This is a genomic window from Rhizobium sp. BK512, from assembly GCF_014194915.1.
Lineage (GTDB): Bacteria > Pseudomonadota > Alphaproteobacteria > Rhizobiales > Rhizobiaceae > Rhizobium.
The window spans coordinates 499,047-522,847 of sequence record NZ_JACIAS010000001.1; the positions used below are offsets into that span (position 1 = coordinate 499,047).

A 23,801-nucleotide genomic window follows, 5' to 3' on the forward strand; every position below is an offset into this window, starting at 1 on the left:
AGGCCCCAAATGAAAATCTATCTCCTCTCCCTCGGCGCCGGCCTGCTCGTCGGCATTGTCTATAGCCTTCTCAATGTCCGTTCGCCTGCGCCGCCGGTCGTGGCCCTCGTCGGCCTGCTCGGTATCCTCGTCGGCGAGCAGGTCATTCCTTTCGCCAAAACGCTCATCAACAAGGAACCGGCAGCGGTCTCGTGGTTGCATCAGATCAAGCCGCACATGTTCGGCCACATGCCGAAGGGCAGCACGCCTTCCGACGCCAAGCCCTCCGACAAGGCTTGATAGCGCTCGCGCTCGAGGACGAAGACCATGGAAAACACGACCGCCAACCTCATCCTGCATCACGGGCTGATCACCACGCTCGACCGCTCCAACCCGGCCGCGACCGCCGTTGCCGTGAAGGACGGCAGGTTCCTCGCCGTCGGCCACGACGCCGAGATCATGGCGCTCAAGGGACCGGAGACCAGGATCGTCGATCTCAAGGGCAAACGCGTCCTTCCCGGCCTGATCGACAATCACACCCACGTCGTCAGAGGCGGTCTGAATTTCAACATGGAGCTGCGCTGGGACGGCGTGCGCTCGCTCGCCGACGCGATGAAAATGCTGAAGCGCCAGGTGGCCATCACACCTGCGCCGCAATGGGTGCGAATCGTCGGCGGTTTCACCGAACATCAGTTCGCTGAGAAGCGGTTGCCGACCATCGACGAAATCAACGCCGTCGCGCCCGATACCCCGGTCTTCATCCTGCATCTTTATGACCGCGCCCTTCTGAATGGCGCCGCGCTGCGCGCCGTCGGCTATACCAGGGAGACGCCGAACCCGCCCGGCGGCGAGATCACCCGCGATGCCCAAGGCAATCCGACCGGTCTGCTGCTTGCCAAGCCCAACGCCGGCATTCTCTATTCGACGCTATCAAAGGGGCCGAAACTGCCCTTCGACTATCAGGTCAATTCCACCCGCCACTTCATGCGCGAGCTGAACCGCCTGGGCGTCACAGGCGTGATCGATGCCGGCGGCGGTTTCCAGAACTATCCCGATGACTATGCCGTCATCCAGAAACTCGCCGATGACGGCCAGATGACCGTCCGTCTCGCCTACAATCTCTTCACCCAGAAGCCGAAAGCGGAGAAGGAGGATTTCCTGAACTGGACGGCGTCGGTGAAATACAAGCAGGGCAACGACTATTTCCGCCACAACGGCGCCGGCGAAATGCTGGTCTTTTCCGCCGCCGATTTCGAGGATTTCCGCCAGCCGCGTCCGGATATGCCACCGGAAATGGAAGGCGAGCTGGAAGAGGTCGTGCGCGTGCTTGCCGAAAACCGCTGGCCCTGGCGTCTGCACGCCACCTATGACGAGACGATCAGCCGCGCGCTCGATGTCTTCGAGAAGGTCAATCAGGATATCCCGCTCGAAGGCCTCAACTGGTTCTTCGACCATGCCGAGACCATTTCCGAACAGTCGATCGACCGCATCGCAGCCCTTGGCGGCGGCATCGCCGTGCAACACCGCATGGCCTACCAGGGCGAATATTTCGTCGAGCGCTACGGCGTGGGCGCCGCAGAAGCCACCCCGCCCGTTGCCCGCATGCTGGAAAAGGGTGTGAAGGTTTCGGCCGGCACTGATGCCACGCGCGTTGCCTCCTATAATCCCTGGGTCTCGCTCTCCTGGATGATCACGGGCCGCACCATCGGCGGTTTGGCGATCTATCCCCGCCGCAATTGCCTGGACCGCGAAACGGCACTGCGCATGTGGACGGAAAACGTCACCTGGTTTTCCAATGAGGAAGGCAAGAAGGGCCGCATCGAAAAGGGCCAGTTCGCCGACCTCATCGTGCCGGACAAGGATTTCTTCGCCTGTGCCGAAGAGGAAATCTCCTTCCTCACCTCGGAGCTCACCATGGTCGGCGGCAAGATCGTGTACGGATCAGGCACTTTCGCCAGTCTCGACGAAAACCCGGTTCCGCCGGCCATGCCCGACTGGTCGCCGGTGCGCAGCTTCAAGGGATATGCCGCCTGGGGCGAACCCGAAGGTGCCGGCAAGAACTCGCTGCACCGCCGCCTGATCTCCGCCTGCGGCTGCGCCAATGATTGCAATGTCCATGGCCATGCCCACGCTGATGCCTGGGGTTCGAAGGCGCCAGTCTCCGATCTCAAGAGCTTCTGGGGTGCGCTCGGCTGCGCCTGCTGGGCCGTTTGAGGATAGATGCATGCATGCCTTTGAAATCCGGCTTGCATCCTTCGTCCGCCCTCTTTTCGGGGCAGCGTGGATGCGCTTCATCGCCTATCTCTGCCTCTGCGCCGCCTATCTGCAGGGCGGCCTCAACAAGCTTACGGATTTTCCGGGCGCGATCGGCGAAATGACCCATTTCGGCCTGTCGCCGGCACCAGTCTTTGCGGCGATCGTCATCATTATGGAGCTTGCCGCCTCGCTCATGATTGTCGCCGGTTTCCTGCGCTGGCTTGGCGCGCTCGCGCTCGGCGGCTTCACGCTGATGGCCACTTTCCTCGCCCTGCGTTTCTGGGAATTGCCCGTGGGAATGGAGCGCTTCATGGCCGCCAATTCCTTCTTCGAGCATCTCGGTCTCGTCGGCGGCTTCCTGCTCGTCGCCTGGCTCGATCTCGGGCAAAAGGCATAGGCAACCTACACCAAAGGATCGCTTACACGGCCATTTGAAACATGTTTCCTGATCGCGTCACGCACCACGGTGCAGAAAATCGCGCCAGCAGGCGATACCTCCCAACCCCAAGCATAGGACAGAGACGATGCCGACGATCACCACCAAGGATGGAACGACGATCTATTATCAGGATTGGGGCAATGGCCAGCCGATCCTCTTCTCCCATGGCTGGCCGCTCTCGGGCGATGCCTGGGAAGTGCAGATGCTATATTTCGCCCAGCAGGGCTACCGTGTCATCGCTCATGACCGCCGCGGCCACGGCCGTTCCTCCCAGCCGTGGAACGGCAACAATATGGATCAGTATGCCGATGACCTCGCCGAGCTCATCGAGAAGCTCGATCTGAAGAACCTCGTCATGATCGGCCACTCCACCGGCGGCGGCGAAGTCGCCCACTATATCGGCCGCCATGGCACGAGTCGCGTCGCCAAGGTCGTGCTCGTCGGCGCCGTGCCGCCGCTGATGCTGAAGACCCCTGCCAATCCCGAGGGCACGCCGATCGAAGTCTTCGACGGCATCCGCAAGGGCACGGCCGGCGACCGTTCGCAGTTCTACCGCGATCTGACCATGCCCTTCTACGGCTTCAACCGCGACGGCGCGAAGGTCAATGAGGGCCTGCGCGAAACCTTCTGGCTGATGGGCATGGCCGGCGGCATCAAGGGCCATTACGACTGCATCCATGAATTCTCCGAGGTCGATTACAGCGACGACCTCAGGAAGATCGACGTCCCGGCGCTGCTCATTCACGGCGATGCCGACCAGATCGTGCCGATCAAGGCCGCCGCCGAAAAGGGCATCAAGCTTCTGAAGAACGGCACGCTGAAGGTCTATCCGGGCGCCCCGCACGGTCTTGCCCAGACCGAAGCCGACAAGTTCAACGCCGACGTTCTCGCCTTCATCAAGGCGTAATCCATGAGAGCGGCCGGCCGGGCCGAAGGAGATCATACATGCTTCGTCTATCGTTAGCCCTTGTTGCCCTTCTCGGCCTGACCGGCGCTCCGGCCCTTGCCGCCTCGCCACAATCAGGCGTCGGCGCGCAATATGATACGACCCATGTCTATGTCGCCCCTGGCGACGTGGACGCCTTCGCCAGGAGCTTCCTCGCCACCTTCGGCGGCACCAGCACCAGGCAGGTGACGGCAACGGTGACGCCGACGCCAAGCAGCACCACGTCGCAGCTCCTGCAGACACCGGTTGGCACCGTCTCGCTCTTCGGCTTCAAGACGCCGATCCCCTACCCGTTCGGCAGCGAGCGCACCGGCTACCTCGTCACCGATCTCGACAAGGCCGTAGCCGCCGCCAAGGCTGCCGGCGCCGACGTGATCGTCTCAGCCTTCCCCGACCCGATCGGCCGCGACGCCGTCATCCAGTGGCCGGGCGGCATCAACATGCAGCTTTACTGGCACACGACCACGCCAAATTATCCGGCCTTCACGACAGTCCCGGAAAACCGGGTCTACGTGTCGGCTGATCGCGCCGCGGCTTTCACCCACGCCTTCCTTACCTTCTCGCACGGCAGGGTCGTTTCCGATGAAGAGAAGGCGCCGGGTATCGAGATCGGCCTTCCGGATCAGACCTTTCACCGCTTGCGCATCGAATCCGTCTTCGGCCGCATGACCGTACTGGTCACCGACGGCCATCTGCCCTTCCCCTACGGCCGCGAGATGACCGGCTATGAGACGGCCGATCTTGATGCGACGCTCCAGAAAGCCAGGGACAGCGGTGCTGAAATCCTCGTCGAGCCCTATCAGTCCGGCGAGCGCCGAGCAGCCATGGTGGAATTTCCGGGCGGCTATATTGCCGAAATCCACGCCGTCTCGGCACACTGACGAACGAATATACAGAGGGGGAAAAGACCGATGCGCCCAGCCCTGCCCGTGCTTCTGAGCTTTACCGGTGGTTATGTCGATACAGCAGGCTTCCTGGCACTTGGAGGTCTCTTTCCCGCCCATGTCACCGGCAACTTCGTCACCCTTGGTGCAGCGCTGACCCACGGCACGTCGGGCATCATCGCCAAGCTTCTGGCGCTGCCCGTCTTCTGCCTGACGATCCTCCTGCTGCGCTACCTCACCTACAAGGTGCCCGCCGGTGACGAGAAGGGTTTGCGCATCCTGCTCGTCATCAAGCTATTGTTCCTGATCGCTGGCGGCGCCTGCGCCATCTGGCTTTCGCCCTTCACCAATCCGGATGGCCTGCCGTTGGTCGCAACCGGCATGCTGCTCGTCATCGCCATGGCGGTCCAGAACGCCGCTCACCGCATCCATCTCGGCGCGTCACCGCCGAGCACGCTGATGACCGGCACGACGACGCAGATCATGATCGATCTCGGCGATCTCGCCCATGGCATGTCAGGAGATCAGGCAAAGACAGTGAAAGGCCGCCTGTCGCGCATGGCAATTGCAGTGGCCGCTTTCGCGCTCGGCTGCGGCCTGGCCGCCCTGCTCTTTGCCACCGTCGGCATCTGGTGCCTGGCGCTACCGCCGCTCTTTGCCCTGGTGTCGGTCTGCCTGGCCTTTGCCGGGCCGAAGTCTGCCTGAGAACGGCCCTTAGCCGCTGATGCCGCTGCCGGCGGTCACAGCCTCAGCCACGGCAATGCGCTGTCGCAGCGTCGCCTTGCGTGCCCGAATCTCAAGCGAAATGAGTTCAGCAACCGATCCATTACGGCGCAGCAAGGCGATCGTGCTCAACACGGGAGACACGATCGCGGCGAGGACGGTTCCGAGGCCTTCACCACTGTCCGGCAAACCATTCGCCGCGATCAGCGCGACAACGGCGATCAGCAGGATGAGATTGGCAAGAATGGCGATGACATGCATATGGCTCTCCCGATGGCTGGCGCGAAACCATAGTTGAGGTCCAGGAGGACCACAACTCCTGCGCAGGCTTCCGGACCGGGCAACCAAACCTGCTGAGGATAGCGCAGCCGCTGGGAATGAAAGCAGAACATCTTTTCTGGTCTTTCCTTCCCGAATCACTACATTACGCGCCATGAGCAATAGTTTCGACGATATGCCCTTCTTCGACGAGGAACCGGGCGATGCGCCGCGCAAGCCGCAACAGCCTGCCGCTCCAGCGAGGGCGCCCACCGCCGGCGGCGGCATTGCCGCCCGCGCCATGGCAGCCCGCGACGGCGGCCGCCCCGATTATCTCACCGGCCTGAACCCGGAACAGCGCGAAGCAGTCGAGACGCTGGAAGGCCCGGTCCTCGTGCTTGCCGGCGCCGGCACCGGCAAGACGCGCGTGCTCACCACCCGCATCGCCCATATTCTCCAGACCGGCCGCGCCTTCCCCTCGCAGATCCTCGCCGTGACCTTCACCAACAAGGCCGCCCGCGAGATGAAGGAGCGTATCGCGCTTCTCGTCGGCGGCGCCGTCGAAGGCATGCCCTGGCTCGGCACCTTCCACTCGATCGGCGTCAAGCTCCTGCGCCGCCATGCCGAGCTCGTCGGCCTGCGCTCCGATTTCACCATCCTCGATACAGATGATGTGGTCCGCCTCATCAAGCAGCTGATCCAGGCCGAAGGCCTCGACGACAAGCGCTGGCCGGCCAAGCAGTTCGCCGGCATGATCGACACTTGGAAGAATAAAGGACTCGGCCCCGCCGATATTCCTGAGGGAGACGCGCGCGCTTTTGCCAATGGCCGCGGCCGCGATCTCTATTTCGCCTATCAGAACCGCTTGTCGACGCTGAACGCCTGCGATTTCGGCGATCTCCTGATGCATCCGATCGCGATCTTCCGCAAGCAGCCGGACCTCTTGAAGGAATATCACCAGAAGTTCCGTTACATCCTCGTCGACGAGTACCAGGACACCAACACCGCCCAGTACATGTGGCTGCGGCTTCTCGCCCAGCGCGCCAAGGGCGAGCCACAGAATGTCTGCTGCGTCGGCGACGACGACCAGTCGATCTATGGCTGGCGTGGCGCTGAGGTGGACAATATCCTGCGCTTCGAAAAGGATTTTCCGGGCGCCAAGGTCATCAAGCTGGAGCGCAACTATCGCTCCACAGCCCATATCCTCGGTGCCGCCGCCCATCTCATCACCCATAATGAAGGCCGCCTCGGCAAGACGCTCTTCACCGATCGCTCCGATCCTGACGACGTCAAGGTGCAGGTCCATGCCTCCTGGGACTCGGAGGAAGAGGCCCGCGCCATCGGCGAGGAAATCGAGCGCCTGCAGCGCGGCGATGCCGACGGCAAGAAGCATCTGCTGAACGACATGGCGATCCTGGTGCGCGCCTCCTTCCAGATGCGCGAGTTCGAAGACCGCTTCGTCACGCTTGGCCTGAACTACCGCGTCATCGGCGGCCCCCGCTTCTACGAGCGCCTCGAAATCCGCGATGCCATGGCCTATTTCCGCCTGGTCTCGCAGTCGGCCGACGACCTCGCCTTCGAGCGCATCATCAACACGCCCAAACGCGGCCTCGGCGATACGACGGTACGCGCGCTTCATGATTATGCCCGTGCCCGCGATATCCCGATGCTGGCGGCCGCTGCCGACATGATCGAGACGGACGAGCTGAAGCCGAAGGCCCGCAAAGCCCTTTTCGACGTGATTCAATCTTTCCGCCGCTGGCAGGAACTGCTTGAAAACACACCACATACCGAGCTTGCCGAGCAGATCCTCGAAGAGTCGGGCTATACCGACATGTGGAAGAACGACAAGAGCGCCGAAGCGCCGGGTCGCCTTGAAAACCTCAAGGAACTCATCCGCTCCATGGACAGCTTCGAATCCATGCGCGGCTTCCTCGAGCACGTCTCCCTGGTCATGGATGCCGAGACCAACGAAAATCTCGACGCCGTCTCCATCATGACGCTGCACTCGGCCAAGGGTCTGGAATTCGACACCGTCTTCCTGCCGGGCTGGGAGGAAGGCCTCTTCCCGCATCAGCGCTCCCTCGATGAGTCCGGCCGCGCCGGCCTCGAGGAAGAACGCCGCCTCGCCTATGTCGGCATCACCCGCGCCAAGCACCGCTGCCACATCTGGTTCGTCTCGAACCGCCGCATCCACGGCCTCTGGCAATCGACCATCCCCTCGCGTTTCCTCGACGAGCTGCCGGAAACCCATGTGGAAGTGGCCGAGATGGAGCAGAATTACGGTGGCTACGGCCGCGGCGGCGGTTATGGCCAGTCCCGCTTCGACAAGGCCGACCCATTCGCCAATTCCTATTCCACGCCCGGCTGGAAACGCGCCCAGCAGAATAAGACCGACGCCACCCGCGACAACTGGGGCACCCGCTCCGGCCACGCCGTGGAGCGCATCGGCTACGGCGAAAGCGGCCCGCGCGGCCGCACGATCGAGGGCGAACTGGTGGCGAAATCCACAGCCACCGAACCCTCACGCTTCGCTCTCGGCGATCGAGTCTTCCACATCAAGTTCGGCAACGGCTCCATATCCGGCATCGAAGGCAACAAGCTGACGATCGATTTCGATCGCGCCGGCCAGAAGCGGGTGCTCGACGGATTTGTGGAGCGGGTCTGACCGCTCACCTTCCTTGGCGTGTGGTCGGGAATCACACGCGCAGCCGAACGCGCTTCTCCAGATGACAAAACGCCGCTTTGACCCGACTCGCGAACAGGCCTAGCCCGGTCATTGCCCGCCCATGAAAGGCAGGCTTCACAAGACCTTCAAAGGAGGTTCAAGTGACCAGTGTTTCAGCTCTGGGCAGCACGCTGACCCAGTACCAAGCCCCTCTCAATCCTCTCGACAAGAACGGTGACGGCGTCGTCTCTGCGGACGAGCTTGCCGCCGCTTCAAAGTCCTCATCCACCAACCCCTCGTCCGCCGGAGATGACGATTCGTCCGGCTCCGATGTCGTTCAGAAGATCGCAGCCGATATTCTGGCGCTTATGCTCTCGCTCCAGAAGACGGACGACGACAGCAAGGCCGGCACCGATGACAACGGTGATGACTCCAAGGGTGCGCTCGCTGCCCTGGATGCGAATGGCGATGGCAAGTTGACCACATCGGAACTTCTTTCCGCCGACCCGCAGAAGATTGCCGCCGCCGGCGGTGACGATCAGGACGGCGGCCTGATGGCCAAAGTCCTGACCGACATGCAGACCGCGCTTCGCGCATACCAGACGACCTATGGTAACTCGCCCGTAGCCACCGGCGAGAGCGACAAGACGGCCTGATGCAATGAGGCTCCGCCGGGGGAGCCTCGCTGATTGGGCCAAACGCTTTACGAGGTCGCAGACTTCTCCCTTCGCCGCTGCTTGCGCGGGCCTGATTTATCGGAGAGGCTGCAGAAATGGCTGATCATTCAACAGTTGATATGAAAATACTGCGCCGGATTGGCTGGGATCACTGGGATCCGATCGGCATCAGGCAAGTAGATGATCCGGCATGGCGAACCATCGCCACCAGCGAATACGATTCCTATCTTCTACACGCTGCCAATATGCTCCTTCACGGCTCGATGCCCGCGGCAGTCGCTGCTTACCTAGAAGAGATCGTCGTCATCAAAATGGGCCTCGGGCCTGTTAATGATGCGATTCAAGGTGCCGCGATTCAAACCGCGGATGCAATTGCGACTTACCTTCAGTCCAGGTCCACGCAGGCACAAGACATCCGATGACGACCATACCGACCCTTCACACCGAACGATTGATCCTGCGGGCTCCCGCAATGGCGGACTGGCCAGACTATCATGCACTGATGATCTCCGACCGAGCCCTCTATATGGGCGGTCCGCATTCGACCAAGGCCGCCTGGGGCATGTTCTGCCACGATGTCGCGCTCTGGACGCTCGAAGGCCACGGCGCCCTGATGATGGAGGATCGGGTTACGGGGCAATGCCTCGGCCAGGTCGGCATCAATCACGGCCCGCTGTTTCCTGAAAAGGAACTCGGCTGGCTCGTCTACCCGCAGGCCGAGGGTAAAGGTTATGCCTATGAGGCAGCCGTCGCCTTGCGCGATTGGGCTTTTGCTGTGCGCGGCCTGACGACACTGGTGAGCTATATCGCCCGCCCCAATGTGAGGTCGATCAGGCTGGCCGAGCGGCTGGGCGCCGTGCCGAATGCAACGGCAGCGCGTCAGGACGGAGATCCCGATGATCTGGTTTTCAGGCATCCGGCCCCGTAGCCGCATGCATAAATCCTAATATAAAACGCGAAATACTTGCCGCTTTCGCGTAAAGCGCGAACGGCAACAGAAAAATACGTTGATGCAGCGATTTGCCACTCTTCATACTAGAAATAGGACTTGCGCCCGGCCCCCCGGAAATCCACTAGTTGATTGCGCCGAATGTGATTGGCATTTTGCGATGCGATATGCGTGAGGGATAGCTTGATGAAGGCGCTGCTGCTTGTCGATATTCAGAATGGCTTCTGCCCCGGAGGCAACCTGCCGGTTCTCGAAGGCGACGAAGTCGTCCCCGTCGCCAACAGCCTCATCGACAGCGGCAAATACGATCTTATCGTCGCTTCGCAGGATTGGCATCCCGCCGATCACGGAAGTTTCGCCTCCTCGCATCCTGACAAGCAACCTTTCGAGATAGGCGAACTCTCTGGCAAGCCGCAGATGTTGTGGCCAGATCACTGCGTGCAATATACGCGCGACGCCGAGCTGCATCCCAAACTCCACTCGGCTCAAATCGACCTTATCCAGCAGAAGGGCGAAAACAGGAACGTCGACAGCTATTCCGCCTTCCGCGACAACGATCAGCATGCCCTGACCGGTCTGGCCGATTTCCTGGTCGATCAGGGTGTGACGGAGCTCGATGTCTGCGGGCTGGCAACCGACTATTGCGTCAAATTCTCTGCGCTCGATGCGCTGGAACTCATTCCCGGCGTGAAGGTCCGTCTCATCGAGGACGCGAGTCGTGGCATCTCGCCCGAGGGTGTGGCTGCTGCGATCGACGAGATGCGCGGGCACGGCATCGATATCGTCAAGAGCGCCGATATTCTCGACTGACGCAGGCCGCGTAAAGCTTTTGCGATAAAGACATGCGCAAACTATGGCTTGTTCAGTCTTTCGTCCCTTCCTCACGCTCCAGCAGATAAATCTCTTCGCCGAAATCCTCCATCTTCTTCACGAAGGCGGCGTGCGCATCTCTGAGCCCGCGATTATGGAAATAGGGTCCGATCTTCTCGGCGAAGAATTCCAGCAGGAATTCGGCCGGCAGCACGCCGATCGGGTCGAGTTCGCGATCGAAATATTGGCGGATCTGCGAAACGATCTCCGCCTTTTCTTCCTTGGAAAATTCGATCTTCTTCATTGTCTCCCTCGCCTTGCCGGTGACGTAAACCGGTAACGCTTCAGCAAAATCGATTGGTGAATCAAGGAAATTCAATTGCCGCCGCAGGTGAGACACCATAGAGGGAAATTTCAATTCCAACAGGACGTAATCCCATGAATCGCGCCGACTTTGTCGAAGGGTTGCGGGGCGGCTTTCCCGTGGCGCTCGCCTCTGCCCCGTTCGGAGCGTTGTTCGGCGCCCTTGCCGCCGAGCAGGGCATGTCGCTATCAGAACTTACTTTCATGAGCGCCTCCGTTTATGCAGGCGCCAGCCAGCTGGTCGGTATCGAGCTTTTCGGCCACAATGTGCAGGCTTGGGTGATCGTCCTCTCCATCCTCGCCGTCAATTTCCGCCACGTGCTCTATTCAGCAGCGATTGCCCGCTACATCAGGCACTTCACCGCGCTGCAGAAGTTCTTCACCTTCTTCCTGCTGGTCGATCCGCAATTTGCCGAAACCGTCAAGCGCGGCGAGGCAGGGACGCCGGTTACCTTCACCTGGTATCTCGGCTTCGGCATCATCATCTACATTCCCTGGGTTCTGATCAGCCTCATTGGTGGCATGCTCGGTACCCTTATCGGCGATCCCAAGACGATCGGCCTCGATATCCTGCTGCCGACCTATTTCCTTGGCATCGTGCTCGGCTTCCGCAAACGCGACAATTTCCTGCCGGTGGCGCTGACGAGCGCCGTCGCCTCGGTCATTGCCTATCATTTCGTGGGCTCGCCCTGGCATGTGAGCCTGGGGGCTGCGGCCGGCATCATGCTGGCTGCGCTGATGCCTCTGCCTGCCGAGGAGCCGGATCTCGAAGCCGACGCCCTCAACACCGAAAATCACGAGGTCTGAGATGCAATTCGATCTCCACATGGCTCTCGTGATCCTGGCTGCCGCAGCCGCGACCTATGCGACGCGCATCGGCGGCTACATCCTGATCACCAAGATGAAGCGCATTCCGCCGCGCATGGAAGCAGCACTCAATGCCGTACCGGCGGCGGTGCTGACGACGCTCGTGGCGCCCGCCTTCTTCATCGGCGGCTGGGATTCGAAGCTGGCGCTTGCGGTCGCCCTCGTCATCGGCCTGCGCTTCTCGCATACCTGGATGCTCGTGGCCGCCTGGATCATCGTCATGACCTGGCGGCACACGATCGGTCTTTAAACCTGAGGCTCAGTATTCCAGCGGCAGCGTCGCATTTTCCAGCCATGCCTTGACGTCATGGTCGTGGATCAGCGGCATCAGCGCCTCGCGCGTGCGATCGTGATAGTCATTGAACCAGTGCAGCTCGTCATGCGTCAGCAATTCAGGAATGACGATGTTGCGGTCGATAGGGCAGAAGGTCAGCGTTTCGAAGCCGAGCATCGGCATGTCGCCGCCCTCGACGGCTTCCGCCTCCCGCACATAGATCAGGTTCTCGATGCGGATGCCGAAATGGCCCGGCCGGTAATAACCCGGCTCGTTTGACAGGATCATGCCCGGCAGCAGTTCCTGCGTCGAAAGCCGCGAAATGCGCTGCGGTCCCTCGTGAACCGAGAGATAGGAGCCCACGCCATGACCGGTGCCATGCGCGAAATCAGCCCCTGCCCGCCATAGCGCGATGCGCGCCAGCGGATCGAGATCGCAGCCGCGGGTGCCCTTCGGGAAACGCGCCGTGCTGATCTGGATCATGCCCTTCAGCACCAGCGTGAAGAAGCGCTTGTGCTCCTCGCTGACCGTACCAATGCCGACCGTGCGGGTGATATCGGTCGTGCCGTTGATATATTGCGCGCCGGAATCGATCAGGAAGAGCTCGCCCGGCTGGATACGACGATCGGTCGCGGTCGTCACCCGGTAATGCATGATGGCCGCATGTTCGCCGGCACCCGAGATCGTGTCGAAGGAAATATCCTTCAGCGGATTCTGCATGCTCTGGCCCATTCGGGCGCGAGCCGCCTCCAGCCGCTCGGCAGCACCGATTTCGGTGATCGTGCCGGGTTTGTTCTGCGACAGCCAGTAGAGGAATTCCACCATGGCGGCACCATCCTGCAGATGGGCTGCAGCCGAGCCGTTGATCTCGGTGCTGTTCTTCACCGCCCGCGGCAGCTTCGCCGGATCGGTGCCCTCGACCACCTCGCCGCCCGCCTTGCGGATGATCTCGGCAAGCGCGTAGGAAGCGATATCGGGATCGATGAGGATACGCCCGCCTTCCTTGGCGACCGCAGCAAGCTTCTCGTCAAGCAGCGAAGGCGCAAGCTGGGTGGCGATCTGCGCGAGATAGGCTTCCGGCTCGATACCGGTTTTGCGCTTGTCGAGGAAGATCTCGGCCTTGCCGTCGGCATGGATGATGGCGCGCGCCAGCGGATGCGGCGTGTGCGGCACGTCGGCGCCACGAATATTGAAGATCCAGGCAATGGAAGAGGGATCGGCGATCAGCACCGCCTTGAGGTTCTTCTTGCTGAGATCGGCGGCGATCGTTGCGATCTTGTCTTTTGCAAGGACACCCGCCTGGGCGACGTTCTGGATGGTGACCGCCCCAAGCGGCTCCGCAGGCCGGTCGGCCCACAGCTTGTCGAGCGGATTATGCGGCAGGAACACCAGTGCGCCGCCGATCTCCGACAGCGCCTTTTCGAGCTTGCGAACGTCCGCACCCGAATGCAGCCATGGATCGATGCCGAGCTTCAGCCCCTTTTTGCCATGCGCCGGAAGCCAGACATGCGGCGGCTCGTTGACGAGATCGCCGCCGGTAAAGACCGAGCCGTCCACCTGTTCCGCAAGCTGCGTCACGTAGCGGCCGTCGACATAGACGATCGCTTCCGTGCGAGTGATCAGCGCAATACCCGCCGAGCCGGTAAAGCCCGTCAGCCAGGAGAGCCGTTCCGCACAGGCAGGCACATATTCGCCGTTGAACTCATCGGCGCGCGGCACGAGGAAGGCATCGATGCCAAGCGCGTCGAAACTGGCGCGCAGTGCGGAAACCCGTTCCCTGCCGAACTGTGGCGTGGAGGTGACTTCGAAAGACTGAAACATGCTGGAAACCCGAATGAATGAAACGAATCCGGTTAATGGGATAGCGGCCATGTTAGCGAAATTTCAGTCATTGGGGAGAAAAAGCGACGCGAAGCACCCGGAAAGGCTCGGCCGCCCAATAATTTGGCAGAAATGTGTCTCGATGTGGGAAACTGGCACGCTTCATGCATTGCACGCATGGCTGCAATGAAACAAACCCTCTACCACCGCATGCCGGAATAGCTACATAGGGCGCATCGAACGGTTCACGACGAACCACAACAAAGGATTTTTTGAAATGACCGCCTCTCTCTCGCGCTTCGCTTACAGCAGCCCGGTACAGGCTGGCGAACGCCAGACTGTGCGTCATATCATCGGCGCCCGCCGCCCGCAGCATGAGGACAGCCTCAAGGTGCTCGCAGCAGGCCAGCGTTCTACGCGCCACAAGGGCGCACCGAGCTACGCATTCTGAGCTTAAAGCCTTTCCGATCCTCCTCCCCTCCACCGGACAGGCCTATCGGAATGCAGTAGTGCCCGCTTGAGCATCCTCCTCCTTCGAGCTCGCGGGCAAGACCGGATTTAAATGCCGGTCCAAGGCGGTGCCACTGGCACCGCCTTTTTTCTTGTCTCTCTTTCTGGAAAAAACCCTCGCGGACGCGTCAGGGACGATCCAGATGGATCGTCACCCAGCCATTGCGCCAGATGGTGCGCACATGCCGCAGCCTCGCGCCATTATAGGCGGCCAACACCTTCCAGCGCTGACTGGCGAGAATGCCGGACAGGACGACCGATCCGCCCGGCGCCAGGTTGGCGACGAGCTGCGGCGCCATCTTGATCAGCGGCCGCGCCAGAATATTGGCGATGATGAGATCGAAGGGCCCATTCTCCGAAAAAGCCGTCGAATGAAAGCCGGGCGCCGTCACCGTGCGGATGCCGCTGGCAATGCCATTGCGGCGAACATTCTCGGCCGCGACACCAACGGCGATGGGATCGATATCCGTTGCCAGCACCGGAATGTCCTTGAGCTTGCGTACGGCAATCGCCAGAACGCCGCTGCCGGTCCCGAGATCAAGGGCATTGCGCACCTTGCGCGCCCTGAGAACCCGGTCGATCACTTCAAGGCAGCCGGCGGTCGTGCCGTGATGACCCGTGCCGAACGCCTGGCCGGCATCGATCTCGATGGCGATATCGCCTGATCGCACCTTGTCCCGGTCATGCGAGCCATGCACGAGGAAGCGCCCTGCCCTGACGGGCTTCAGCCCCTCCAGCGATTTGACGACCCAGTCCACATCCGGAATGACCTCACGCGACAGCACGGCATGGGGAAATGCCGTCCCCAGCGCCTCCTCGATGCGACTGCGCACATCCGCCTCGTCCTCCGCCATCATGTAGACGGAGGCTTCCCAGATATCTTTCTTTTCGTCGATCTCGGTGGTGCCGATGGCGAAATCTTCTTCGCCGAAGACCTCGCTCAGAAGGTCGAGGATCTCTTCGGCCTGCTTTTCACTTGTCGACACGTAAAGGCGGATTTCACTCACGATAGGCAATCTTTCCGGTTGCGTCGCTCGCGACCGGCGCGATGCTTCAAGCTGCCGATCATCCCTTGGCGACGAGATTCTCAAGCTTCTTTATCGCCGTATCCGGGTTTTCGCCATAGGAGATCGTTCCCGAAAAACGCCCGGCTGAATCGAGCAGGAAGACCGAGGCCGTGTGGTCCATCGTGTAGTCTCCATCAGGATTGTTCTCGTCCACCGGCACCTTCTTGGCATAGACGCGGAAGCCCTTGATGACGTCGGCGACCTTCTCCGGCGAGCCGGAAATGCCGGTGATGCGCTTGGAAACGTTGGAGACATACTGGTTCATGATCTCGGGCGTATCGCGCTCGGGATCGACGGTCACGAAATAGGCCTGCAGCTTGTTACCCTGCGGATCGACCTTCTCCATCCAGCCGTTGAGCTCGAAGAGCGTCGTCGGGCACACTTCGGGGCAATGCGTGAAGCCGAAGAACAGGGCGGTAGGCTTGCCGCGCAGTGCCTGCTCCGTAATCGGCTGGCCGCTCTGCGATACCAGCGTGAACGGCACGCCGAACGGGCCCTCGGCCACCACCTCCCTCGTCCGGCTCTGGTCCAGCGTGAACCAGCCGAGCACGCCCGCAAGCGCAAGCACGGCGATCCAGACGGCGATACGGAAATTCTTCATGATACTTTCCTTACTAGCAACTCCAGCAAAAATGCGCAGCGGTTTTGCGTCCGGAATTGCCTAAAAACAAAAGTGCGGATGCCCCATCCGTCCCGCCCGTGTGATTATAGTCGCGATCGCAGCCACGCAATTCAAGAATGCGTTTTCTCACCCGTGATTAATTGCCCCACCTTCATCAATGCCAAATGCGGGCAACTGCCCCGCGAAAAAGTCGTACAAAGACGAATTATCACGCCTTTCTAAAGGCTTGCCGCGAAGACCTCGAAGCAACCCCAAGAAATACATCGTTAGGAAAGGCTTAATAGCGCATATCTATATTTAGTAATGCACACAGCGCTTCGTCGCTGTTCCGACATGATGTCGGCCGGAACACGGACCGGATCAGCATAAAAATCGAGGGAACTGAAAACCGCCTGAGGCGGAGGGTGGCTTTATGACAAATTCGACGGTTCGCAGAAGCCTTTCGGTCGGCCAGCGGCTCTGGACGCTCGGCGGGGCCGCTTTCATCGGCTTCGGCTCGATGATCGCCATCGGCTGGTACGAGAATATGCAGGTCGATGCCGGCCTGCGCCGCACGGACGAAATCCAGCAGAGTATCGACACCGTCAACGACATGCGCGTTGCCAATCTGACGCTGGTCCTTACCGCCATGGACATGATCGTCGACAAGGACGAGAAGACCATCCAGCCGGGCCGCCTGAAGCTCATTACCGACTCGCTCGCAACGCTGTCCAGCGGCTCGAAGGGAATAGGCGCGCTCGCCGAGGAGCTGAAAGCCGGCGACCTCTTGAAGAGCTACGATGCCGATGTCGGCGCGCTCCGCCAGGCCATCCAGGTGGATCTCAAGGCGCTCGTCGAACAGGGCGCCGCCGATGACGAATTCGACAAGATCGACGACCGGATCGACAGCGCCGGCGACAAGCTCACAGGCACCCTCGACAAATTGGCCAATGACGGCACCGCTATTGCCCGCAATCGCATCGAAAGCGCCAACGACACCTCCCACAACTCGCTGATCATCCAGATCGCGCTCGGCCTGATCGCCATCCTCACCATGGCCGCCCTGCAATACATCCATGGCGGCTCCATCAGCCGCGGCATTGCTTCCGTGCGGGAAAGCATGCTGCGCATTATGAACGGCGACCTGACAACCAATGTCGCCAGCAAGGAGCGTGGCGACGAGATCGGCGAAATGGCCCGCGCTGCCGAAAGCTTCCGCCTCGCAGCCATCGAAAAGATCGATCTGGAAGCCCGCACCGAGACCGACCGCAAGCGCAGCGATGCCGAACGCCGCGAGCGCGAAACTGCCAAGCTTGCCGATACGGAAGCGCTGAACAACGCCGTCACCGCTCTCGGACAGGGCCTGACCCGCCTTGCCAACGGCGACCTGACCGCAAGCATCGATCAACCCTTCCGCGACGAGCTGGAAAGGCTGCGTCAGGACTTCAACCAGACGGCCGTGCGCCTGCGCAGGGCGATGAGCGACATTGCCCTGAACAGCACTTCGATCCAGGCCAACAGCCATCAGATGCGCGCCGCCGCCGATGATCTCGCCAAGCGCACGGAGCAGCAGGCCGCCTCGCTGGAAGAAACCTCAGCGGCGCTGGACGAGATCACCGCCACCGTGCGCAACGCCACAAGCCGCGCCGAAGAAGTCGGCAACATGGTCGCCCATACCCGCCAGAATACCGAGAAATCCGATGCCGTCGTCGGCGATGCCATGGCCGCGATGGAGCGAATCGAAGGTGCCTCCCGCGAGATCGGCACCATCATCAACGTCATCGATGAGATCGCTTTCCAGACGAACCTGCTGGCACTCAACGCCGGTGTCGAGGCCGCACGTGCGGGTGAAGCCGGCAAGGGTTTTGCGGTCGTCGCCCAGGAAGTGCGCGAACTGGCCGGTCGCGCGGCCGGAGCAGCCAAGGATATCAAGGCCTTGATCAGCAAATCCGGCGCCGAAGTCAAAACCGGCGGCGAGCTGGTGACGGCTGCCGGCGAGGCTCTGCGCCAGATCGGTGAAGATGTTCTTCGTATCGACGGTCATGTTAAATCAATCGTAACCTCTGCGCGCGAACAATCAGTCGGACTGAACGAGATCAATACAGCCATCAGCCAGATGGATCAGGCGACGCAGAAGAATGCGGCCATGGTGGAAGAAACGAACGCCGCCAGCCACACTCTCGCAACCGATGCGGAAAACCTGACGCAACTGGTAAGGCAGTTCAATATCGGCGAGGGCATGAACGCCCGTCAAACGCCGCGAGAAGCCTCCGCAGCCTCGCATCCGAAAACCTCACCCGCACGGAGCCTGATTGGCAAGGTCGCGGGCGCCTTCACGGGCGGCTCCGCCGCCAAGAAACTCGCCTCCTCTCCGGCCGGAGACAACTGGGAAGAATTCTGATCATGAGCAACAACAACGCCATCAAGCAGTCGGGCGCCTATCTGGAAATCGTTTCGTTCCACCTCGGCGATCAGGAATTCTGCATCGACATCATGGCCATCCGCGAAATCCGCGGCTGGGCGCCGGTGACCCCGATGCCGCACACCCCGCCCTACGTCCTCGGACTGATCAACCTTCGCGGCGCCGTGATCCCGGTTATCGACATGGCCTGCCGCCTCGGCATGAAGATGACGGAACCATCCGAGCGCTCCGCCATCATCGTAACCGATATCGCCGGCAAGCTGGTCGGCCTGCTGGTCGAACAGGTCTCCGACATGATGACCATCAAGAGCGAAGACCTTCAGCCGGCGCCGGAAATCATCCCCGAGGCACAGCGCGCCTTCTGCCGCGGCATCGTCGCGCTGGAAAAGACCATGGTCTGCTTCCTCAACCTCGACACGGTCATTGCCGACGAACTGGCGCGCGAAGCTGCCTGATACGCTTCGATATCTCGAATGCAAAGGCCCGGCTTGTCCGGGCCTTTTTGGTTAGGACAGACACCAATTCCTGACGCATCCGGATATCGAGCCTGCGCTCAGGTGGCTCAGGCGTTCTCGTTCAAAATTCCTCAATGGTGAACGGCGCATCATCATCGAAGTCGTTGCCGAAAAAGTTTATCCGTTTAAATTTTCCGTGGACGTAGCCTCTGTCGCGAAACCACTCGAGATGGATATCTGCACCTCCATGTCGATGGGTGGCATAAGGAAGGCTCATATCACGCAGAGTTTCACACATTAGGTGAATCTTCTCAGGCTCTTCAGAGCGGAATGCATAGACATTCTCGTAGGTGTCAATCTTCTTGAAACCGAGATCGACTAAGGCCTCTGATCGCAGGTCTTTTCCCAGTTCGACCAGCAGTCGCTTAGGCTCGCAGATCGTTACCATTGTTGGTCTAAACATACATTTCCTACCGCCTGAATTGATCGCTAGGCGTCAATTGCGTTTCAGCCGTACCTGAAGGCATCTTGCGGAAACCTCAAGGCTTAAAGCGACCAAACACCGTCTTAGACCCTCAAGGCTTGCCATTCTTCCAAACCACGTCCTGCCCATAGAGCGGGATCGTCGAAATCGACATCTTCGCCGAACCGTCCGTTACCTGCCGCGAATGGGCGAGATAGATCAGCGTGTTGTTTGTCTTGTCATAGATCCTGTTGACGGCAAGCGTCTTCCAGATCAGCGACATGCCCTGACGAAACACCTCGCTGCCATCCTTGGACATATCGATATTGCCGATCTCGATCGGCCCGGTCTGGCGGCAGGCGATGGAATTGTTTGACGGGTCTTCGAACCAGTTGCCGTTCTTGAACCGGTCGATCAGGCTGCGGTCGAAATAGGTGACATGGCAGGTCACCCCCTTCACCTCAGGGTCGGAAACCGCCTCGATGATGATGTCGTTTCCGATCCAGTCGACCCCGACCTTGCCGACGACTTCCGCAGAAGTCGCGCCTGCAGAAATGGTCAGGAACGCTGCAGAGAGGAAAAGATTGCGCAAAGCGGACATGGCAACTCCCGTGTTGATCCGGAAGCTAAGATAAGAATGGACGGACCCTTTGCAAGAAAGCGCCCGAGCCTCTGCAGGAAAGCAAAAATCACGCCTTGCGGCAGGTGCAGGGCTCATAGCCGGCAGAGGTCAGCCGGCCGGGTTTCATGCCGATTGCAGCGGGGATGGCGGCAACCGTCGCAGCCTTGACGGCCCTCGCCATCTCGATTGCCGCTGCCGCGCAGACGGCGGCATCCTCGGCTGCATTATGGTGCACGAAGCGCAGACCGAGATGTTCGGCAATCAGGTTCAGCCGATGCGACAGGAAATGCGGCCAGATGCGCTGCGCCATCTTCAGGCTGCAGAGATAGGTGAGCTCCGGATAGGACTGCCGGTAAAGGTCGAGGCTCGCCCGCCACACGCTGAAATCGAAGGCGGCATTGTGGGCGATCATCGTCGCACCCCGGAAATCCTCATGGAATTCGTCCATCACCTCGGGAAACTCAGGTGCATCTTCGACATGTTCGGGGCGAATGCCGTGGATGGCGATATTCATGCCGGAAAAGCGCATGTCCCGCGGTCGGATCAGCCGCTCCTCGACCCGCGTCACCTGCCCGTCCTCGATCCAGGCAAGGCCGACCGAGCAGGCACTGCCGCGCTGTTCGTTGGCTGTCTCGAAATCGATGGCGATGGTCTTCACGGGCAAACATCCGAATCGTCTGTCCTACCGGAATAAAGACTGCCGCATCCGAAGGCAAATTTTGACCTGTTGACATCTGCACGCAAATGGCGAAACTTCCGCTCATGATCAACTCCGTGACCCACAATATGCATCTTATCGCCACGACCCTTGCAGGGTGCGCGGGAGAGATGGTGCGTCACTAGCCGTCTGATCATCCCCGAGAACCCTGCCGAGGCGAGCAGGGTTTTCTGAAACTCCGCTCTCCTCCTTTTGAAACCCAAGGAGAGCATCATGTCGACCAGTCAAGCCAGTCAGGATACCCCGCCCGAAAAGCCTTCTCTGAAGAGCCTTAGCGTTCGTGCTTTGCGCATGAGCGACGCCGAAGCCGTCACCGAACTGATAAACCTGCCGGGCTACCGCGCCGGCACGCTGCGCCCGCCTTTTCAAGGCATCGACGCAGTGCGCAAACGCATGGAGAACCCCTCACCCGGCACGCTCAACCTCGTCGTCGAACTCGATGGCAAGCTCGTCGCCAACGGCGGCATGAACCGCTTTGAAGGGCGGCGCCAGCACGCCGCCAGTCTCGGCATGGGCGTACACGATGATTTCACCGGTCGCGGCATCGGAACTTTCCTGATGGCCGCCATGCTAGACGCCGCCGACAACTGGCACGACATCAAGCGGGTGGAATTGACCGTCTATACGGATAACGAGACAGCCATCCGCCTCTATGAAAAATTCGGCTTCGAGAAAGAGGGCCTGCTCCGCTCCTTCGGCTATCGCGACGGGCAATATGTCGATGCCTATACGATGGCGCGGCTGAGGGCGTGAACCTCTCACACGTCATGCTCGGGTTCGTGTCGCAGATCCTCGGCGCAAGGCCGAGGATGACACCGAGGAGGAGGCAGGCGCGCCGAAAACAGAAACGCAGTGTCTGGCACAGAGCTTCCTCACCCGCCGATCAACGCCAGCCACTCATCCTCGTCCATCGTCTGGACGCCGAGTTCACGGGCCTTCTCGAGCTTGGAGCCGGCGCCGGGGCCGGCTACAACGATATCGGTCTTCTTGGAGACGGAGCCTGCAACCTTGGCACCAAGGCTTTCAGCCCTGGCCTTCGCCTCTTCGCGGGTGAATTTCTCCAGCGAACCGGTGAAGACGACGGTCTTGCCGATGACCGGGCTCCCGGTGGTCACCGGCTGTTCGGCCTCCTGTGGCGTCACCTCGTCAAGCAGGCGGCCGATCACCTCGATATTGCGCGGCTCCTTGTAGAATTCGACAATGGCGCGCGCCACCACCTCGCCTATGCCTTCGATGGCGTTGAGGTCATTCCAGGCATCGCCGGAAAGCGTTGCCGCTTCCTTCATGGCCGTCGCAAAGGCCTCATAGCTGTTGTAGGAGCGCGCGAGCAGCTTTGCCGTCGTCTCGCCCACATGGCGGATGCCGAGCGCGTAGATGAAACGATGAAGGGCAATGCTGCGCCGGTCGTTGATCGCCGCATAGAGCTTGCCGACGCTGACCTTGCCGAAGCCGTCGATATTCTCCAGCTTGGTGATCGACTGCTGCTGGCGCTTCTCCAGTGTGAAGATATCAGGCGCGGTGCGGATCTGCAGCACAGCATCGTCGCTCTCGAAGAAGAAGTCGATCTGCTTGGAGCCGAGCCCCTCGATATCGAAGGCGTTGCGCGAGACGAAGTGCTTCAGCTCTTCCGTCGCCTGCGCGCGGCAGATGAAACCGCCCGTGCACCGCGTGACGGAATCGAGCTTGCCGGTCTTCTCGTGCCGCTCACGCACCGCATGCGAACCGCAGACCGGGCACACCTTCGGAAACTGATAGGGCGTGGCATCCGCCGGCCGCTTTTCCATGACGACGTCGAGCACCTGCGGGATCACGTCGCCGGCACGCTGCACGATGACGGTATCGCCGATGCGGATATCGTGCTCCTCCTCGCGGATGCGCTCGCCGCTATTGCCGATGCCCTTGATATAGTCTTCGTTATGCAGGGTCGCATTGGTGACGACCACGCCGCCGACGGTAATCGGCGTCAGCCGCGCGACCGGCGTCAGCGCACCGGTGCGGCCGACCTGGATGTCGATATTCTCCACGACGGTGAAGGCTTGTTCGGCCGGGAACTTATGCGCCGTCGCCCAGCGAGGGCTGCGCGAGCGGAAACCGAGGCGCTGCTGCAGCTCGAGGCTGTCGACCTTGTAGACGACGCCGTCGATATCGTAATCGAGCTCCGGCCGTTCGAGGCCGATCTCGGCATAGTGGGCGAGGATATCGTCCACCGAGCTCAGCCGCTTCATCAGCGGATTCACCGGGAAACCCCACTCCCTGAACTTCTCGACCATGCCCAGCTGCGTATCCGCGGGCATCTCCGACATCTCGCCCCATGCATAGGCGAAGAACCTCAGCTTACGGCTCGCCGTCACCTTCGCATCGAGCTGGCGCAGAGAGCCTGCAGCGGTATTGCGCGGATTGACATAGGTCTGCTTGCCTTCGGCTTCCATCTGCGCATTGAGCGCCATGAAATCGCTCTTGGCCATGTAGACCTCGCCGCGCACTTCCACGACGGAGGGAACACCCTTCGGCAGTTCGTTCGGAATTTCCTTGATGGTGCGGATATTGGCCGTGACATTCTCGCCGGTCGTGCCGTCGCCGCGGGTCGCGCCCGTCACCAGCTTGCCGTTCTCGTAGCGTATCGACATGGAAAGCCCGTCGATCTTCGGTTCGGCCGTGAAGGCGATGGAATTGTCCGGCAGGCGGCCGAGGAAGCGATAGACACTGGCAACGAAGTCGCGCACATCCTCCTGTGAAAAGGTGTTGTCGAGCGACAGCATCGGCCGGGAATGAACGACGGGCGCAAAGGTGTTGGACGGTTCGGCCCCCACGCGGCGCGACGGACTGTCCTCGCGGATGAGCTCCGGAAAGCGCGCCTCGATCGCATCGTTGCGGCGCTTCAGCGCGTCGTAATCCGCATCCGAAATCTCCGGCTGATCCTTGCCGTGATAGAGCGCGTCATTGCGCGCAATCTCCTTGGCAAGCCGCTCCAGTTCGGCGGCGGCGTCTTCAAGCGTCAAGTCCTCAACAGCGACAGATTCGGTCGACAT

At 60.8% G+C, this 23,801-nt stretch carries 26 protein-coding genes; 17 read left to right on the forward strand and 9 right to left on the reverse strand.

What is annotated here, in order from left to right; genetic code table 11:
- The first annotated feature begins 9 nt into the window (after nucleotides 1-9).
- From FHX06_RS02580 to FHX06_RS02605, 6 genes are all read left to right on the forward strand, one after another.
- The gene (locus tag FHX06_RS02580; RefSeq protein ID WP_018115692.1) at nucleotides 10-279 is read left to right on the forward strand and encodes a XapX domain-containing protein; all 270 of its coding nucleotides are present in this window, start codon (nucleotides 10-12) and stop codon (nucleotides 277-279) included.
- Nucleotides 280-306: 27 nt separating this feature from the next.
- Nucleotides 307-2,193 carry an amidohydrolase gene (locus FHX06_RS02585; protein ID WP_183877982.1) on the forward strand — a complete coding sequence of 629 codons (1,887 nt, stop codon included), beginning with the start codon at nucleotides 307-309 and terminating at the stop codon, nucleotides 2,191-2,193.
- A gap of 10 nt (nucleotides 2,194-2,203) precedes the next feature.
- Nucleotides 2,204-2,632 carry a DoxX family protein gene (locus FHX06_RS02590; protein WP_183877984.1) on the forward strand — a complete coding sequence of 143 codons (429 nt, stop codon included), beginning with the start codon at nucleotides 2,204-2,206 and terminating at the stop codon, nucleotides 2,630-2,632.
- A 127-nt stretch (nucleotides 2,633-2,759) separates the two neighbouring features.
- Nucleotides 2,760-3,581 (forward strand): alpha/beta fold hydrolase, encoded by an 822-nt coding sequence (locus FHX06_RS02595; protein ID WP_029868989.1) that lies wholly within the window; start codon nucleotides 2,760-2,762, stop codon nucleotides 3,579-3,581.
- A 38-nt stretch (nucleotides 3,582-3,619) separates the two neighbouring features.
- Entirely contained in the window at nucleotides 3,620-4,501 is an 882-nt protein-coding gene (locus FHX06_RS02600; RefSeq protein ID WP_183877986.1) for a glyoxalase, read from the forward strand.
- Between the two features lie 30 nt (nucleotides 4,502-4,531).
- Nucleotides 4,532-5,209, forward strand: coding sequence for a YoaK family protein (locus FHX06_RS02605; protein ID WP_112541282.1), 678 nt, complete (start codon nucleotides 4,532-4,534; stop codon nucleotides 5,207-5,209).
- Nucleotides 5,210-5,218: 9 nt separating this feature from the next.
- Here FHX06_RS02605 and FHX06_RS02610 read toward each other — a convergent pair whose 3' ends face one another.
- Nucleotides 5,219-5,488, reverse strand: coding sequence for a hypothetical protein (locus tag FHX06_RS02610; protein ID WP_113205643.1), 270 nt, complete (start codon nucleotides 5,486-5,488; stop codon nucleotides 5,219-5,221).
- Nucleotides 5,489-5,660: 172 nt separating this feature from the next.
- Here FHX06_RS02610 and FHX06_RS02615 point away from each other — a divergent pair, with 172 nt between their 5' ends.
- From FHX06_RS02615 to pncA, 5 genes are all read left to right on the forward strand, one after another.
- Entirely contained in the window at nucleotides 5,661-8,153 is a 2,493-nt protein-coding gene (locus tag FHX06_RS02615) for an ATP-dependent helicase (protein WP_183877988.1), read from the forward strand.
- A gap of 161 nt (nucleotides 8,154-8,314) precedes the next feature.
- Nucleotides 8,315-8,809, forward strand: a complete 495-nt coding sequence (locus tag FHX06_RS02620; RefSeq protein WP_183877990.1) for a hypothetical protein — start codon at nucleotides 8,315-8,317, stop codon at nucleotides 8,807-8,809.
- Nucleotides 8,810-8,925: 116 nt separating this feature from the next.
- The gene (locus FHX06_RS02625; RefSeq protein ID WP_183846963.1) at nucleotides 8,926-9,252 is read left to right on the forward strand and encodes a hypothetical protein; all 327 of its coding nucleotides are present in this window, start codon (nucleotides 8,926-8,928) and stop codon (nucleotides 9,250-9,252) included.
- A complete protein-coding gene (locus FHX06_RS02630; protein WP_183877992.1) occupies nucleotides 9,249-9,758 on the forward strand; it encodes a GNAT family N-acetyltransferase in 510 nt (169 codons plus the stop codon). The genes FHX06_RS02625 and FHX06_RS02630 overlap by 4 nt, the downstream gene beginning before the upstream one ends.
- A 207-nt stretch (nucleotides 9,759-9,965) precedes the next feature.
- Entirely contained in the window at nucleotides 9,966-10,589 is a 624-nt protein-coding gene (pncA, locus tag FHX06_RS02635; protein ID WP_183877994.1) for a bifunctional nicotinamidase/pyrazinamidase, read from the forward strand.
- A gap of 52 nt (nucleotides 10,590-10,641) precedes the next feature.
- On the opposite strand, the gene FHX06_RS02640 is transcribed toward pncA, so the two are convergent.
- Nucleotides 10,642-10,893 (reverse strand): DUF2164 domain-containing protein, encoded by a 252-nt coding sequence (locus FHX06_RS02640; RefSeq protein ID WP_183877996.1) that lies wholly within the window; start codon nucleotides 10,891-10,893, stop codon nucleotides 10,642-10,644.
- Nucleotides 10,894-11,027: 134 nt separating this feature from the next.
- On the opposite strand from FHX06_RS02640, the gene FHX06_RS02645 reads away from it, so the two are divergent.
- Together FHX06_RS02645 and FHX06_RS02650 are read left to right on the forward strand one after the other, a co-directional pair.
- Nucleotides 11,028-11,759 carry an AzlC family ABC transporter permease gene (locus FHX06_RS02645; protein ID WP_183877998.1) on the forward strand — a complete coding sequence of 244 codons (732 nt, stop codon included), beginning with the start codon at nucleotides 11,028-11,030 and terminating at the stop codon, nucleotides 11,757-11,759.
- Nucleotide 11,760: 1 nt separating this feature from the next.
- Nucleotides 11,761-12,069 carry an AzlD family protein gene (locus FHX06_RS02650; RefSeq protein ID WP_018115706.1) on the forward strand — a complete coding sequence of 103 codons (309 nt, stop codon included), beginning with the start codon at nucleotides 11,761-11,763 and terminating at the stop codon, nucleotides 12,067-12,069.
- Nucleotides 12,070-12,078: 9 nt separating this feature from the next.
- Here the strand turns inward: FHX06_RS02650 and FHX06_RS02655 are convergent, their stop codons facing one another.
- Entirely contained in the window at nucleotides 12,079-13,914 is a 1,836-nt protein-coding gene (locus tag FHX06_RS02655; protein WP_183878000.1) for an aminopeptidase P family protein, read from the reverse strand.
- Nucleotides 13,915-14,191: 277 nt separating this feature from the next.
- Here FHX06_RS02655 and FHX06_RS02660 point away from each other — a divergent pair, with 277 nt between their 5' ends.
- Nucleotides 14,192-14,365 (forward strand): hypothetical protein, encoded by a 174-nt coding sequence (locus tag FHX06_RS02660; protein WP_018115709.1) that lies wholly within the window; start codon nucleotides 14,192-14,194, stop codon nucleotides 14,363-14,365.
- 187 nt (nucleotides 14,366-14,552) lie between these two features.
- On the opposite strand, the gene FHX06_RS02665 is transcribed toward FHX06_RS02660, so the two are convergent.
- Nucleotides 14,553-15,431 (reverse strand): 50S ribosomal protein L11 methyltransferase, encoded by an 879-nt coding sequence (locus FHX06_RS02665; protein ID WP_183878002.1) that lies wholly within the window; start codon nucleotides 15,429-15,431, stop codon nucleotides 14,553-14,555.
- Between the two features lie 58 nt (nucleotides 15,432-15,489).
- Entirely contained in the window at nucleotides 15,490-16,092 is a 603-nt protein-coding gene (locus tag FHX06_RS02670) for an SCO family protein (protein ID WP_112541273.1), read from the reverse strand.
- 433 nt (nucleotides 16,093-16,525) lie between these two features.
- On the opposite strand from FHX06_RS02670, the gene FHX06_RS02675 reads away from it, so the two are divergent.
- Together FHX06_RS02675 and FHX06_RS02680 are read left to right on the forward strand one after the other, a co-directional pair.
- The gene (locus FHX06_RS02675; protein ID WP_183878004.1) at nucleotides 16,526-18,493 is read left to right on the forward strand and encodes a methyl-accepting chemotaxis protein; all 1,968 of its coding nucleotides are present in this window, start codon (nucleotides 16,526-16,528) and stop codon (nucleotides 18,491-18,493) included.
- Between the two features lie 2 nt (nucleotides 18,494-18,495).
- The gene (locus tag FHX06_RS02680) at nucleotides 18,496-18,969 is read left to right on the forward strand and encodes a chemotaxis protein CheW (protein WP_018115713.1); all 474 of its coding nucleotides are present in this window, start codon (nucleotides 18,496-18,498) and stop codon (nucleotides 18,967-18,969) included.
- 121 nt (nucleotides 18,970-19,090) lie between these two features.
- Here FHX06_RS02680 and FHX06_RS02685 read toward each other — a convergent pair whose 3' ends face one another.
- The 3 genes from FHX06_RS02685 to FHX06_RS02695 form a co-directional block, all read right to left on the reverse strand.
- Entirely contained in the window at nucleotides 19,091-19,417 is a 327-nt protein-coding gene (locus tag FHX06_RS02685; RefSeq protein WP_113115182.1) for a hypothetical protein, read from the reverse strand.
- 127 nt (nucleotides 19,418-19,544) lie between these two features.
- Nucleotides 19,545-20,033, reverse strand: a complete 489-nt coding sequence (locus FHX06_RS02690) for a CreA family protein (RefSeq protein ID WP_018115715.1) — start codon at nucleotides 20,031-20,033, stop codon at nucleotides 19,545-19,547.
- Nucleotides 20,034-20,121: 88 nt separating this feature from the next.
- Nucleotides 20,122-20,712, reverse strand: coding sequence for a 3'-5' exonuclease (locus FHX06_RS02695; protein ID WP_112541269.1), 591 nt, complete (start codon nucleotides 20,710-20,712; stop codon nucleotides 20,122-20,124).
- A gap of 273 nt (nucleotides 20,713-20,985) precedes the next feature.
- Here FHX06_RS02695 and FHX06_RS02700 point away from each other — a divergent pair, with 273 nt between their 5' ends.
- A complete protein-coding gene (locus FHX06_RS02700; RefSeq protein ID WP_281413319.1) occupies nucleotides 20,986-21,525 on the forward strand; it encodes a GNAT family N-acetyltransferase in 540 nt (179 codons plus the stop codon).
- 119 nt (nucleotides 21,526-21,644) lie between these two features.
- Here FHX06_RS02700 and ligA read toward each other — a convergent pair whose 3' ends face one another.
- Entirely contained in the window at nucleotides 21,645-23,801 is a 2,157-nt protein-coding gene (ligA, locus tag FHX06_RS02705) for an NAD-dependent DNA ligase LigA (RefSeq protein WP_183878006.1), read from the reverse strand.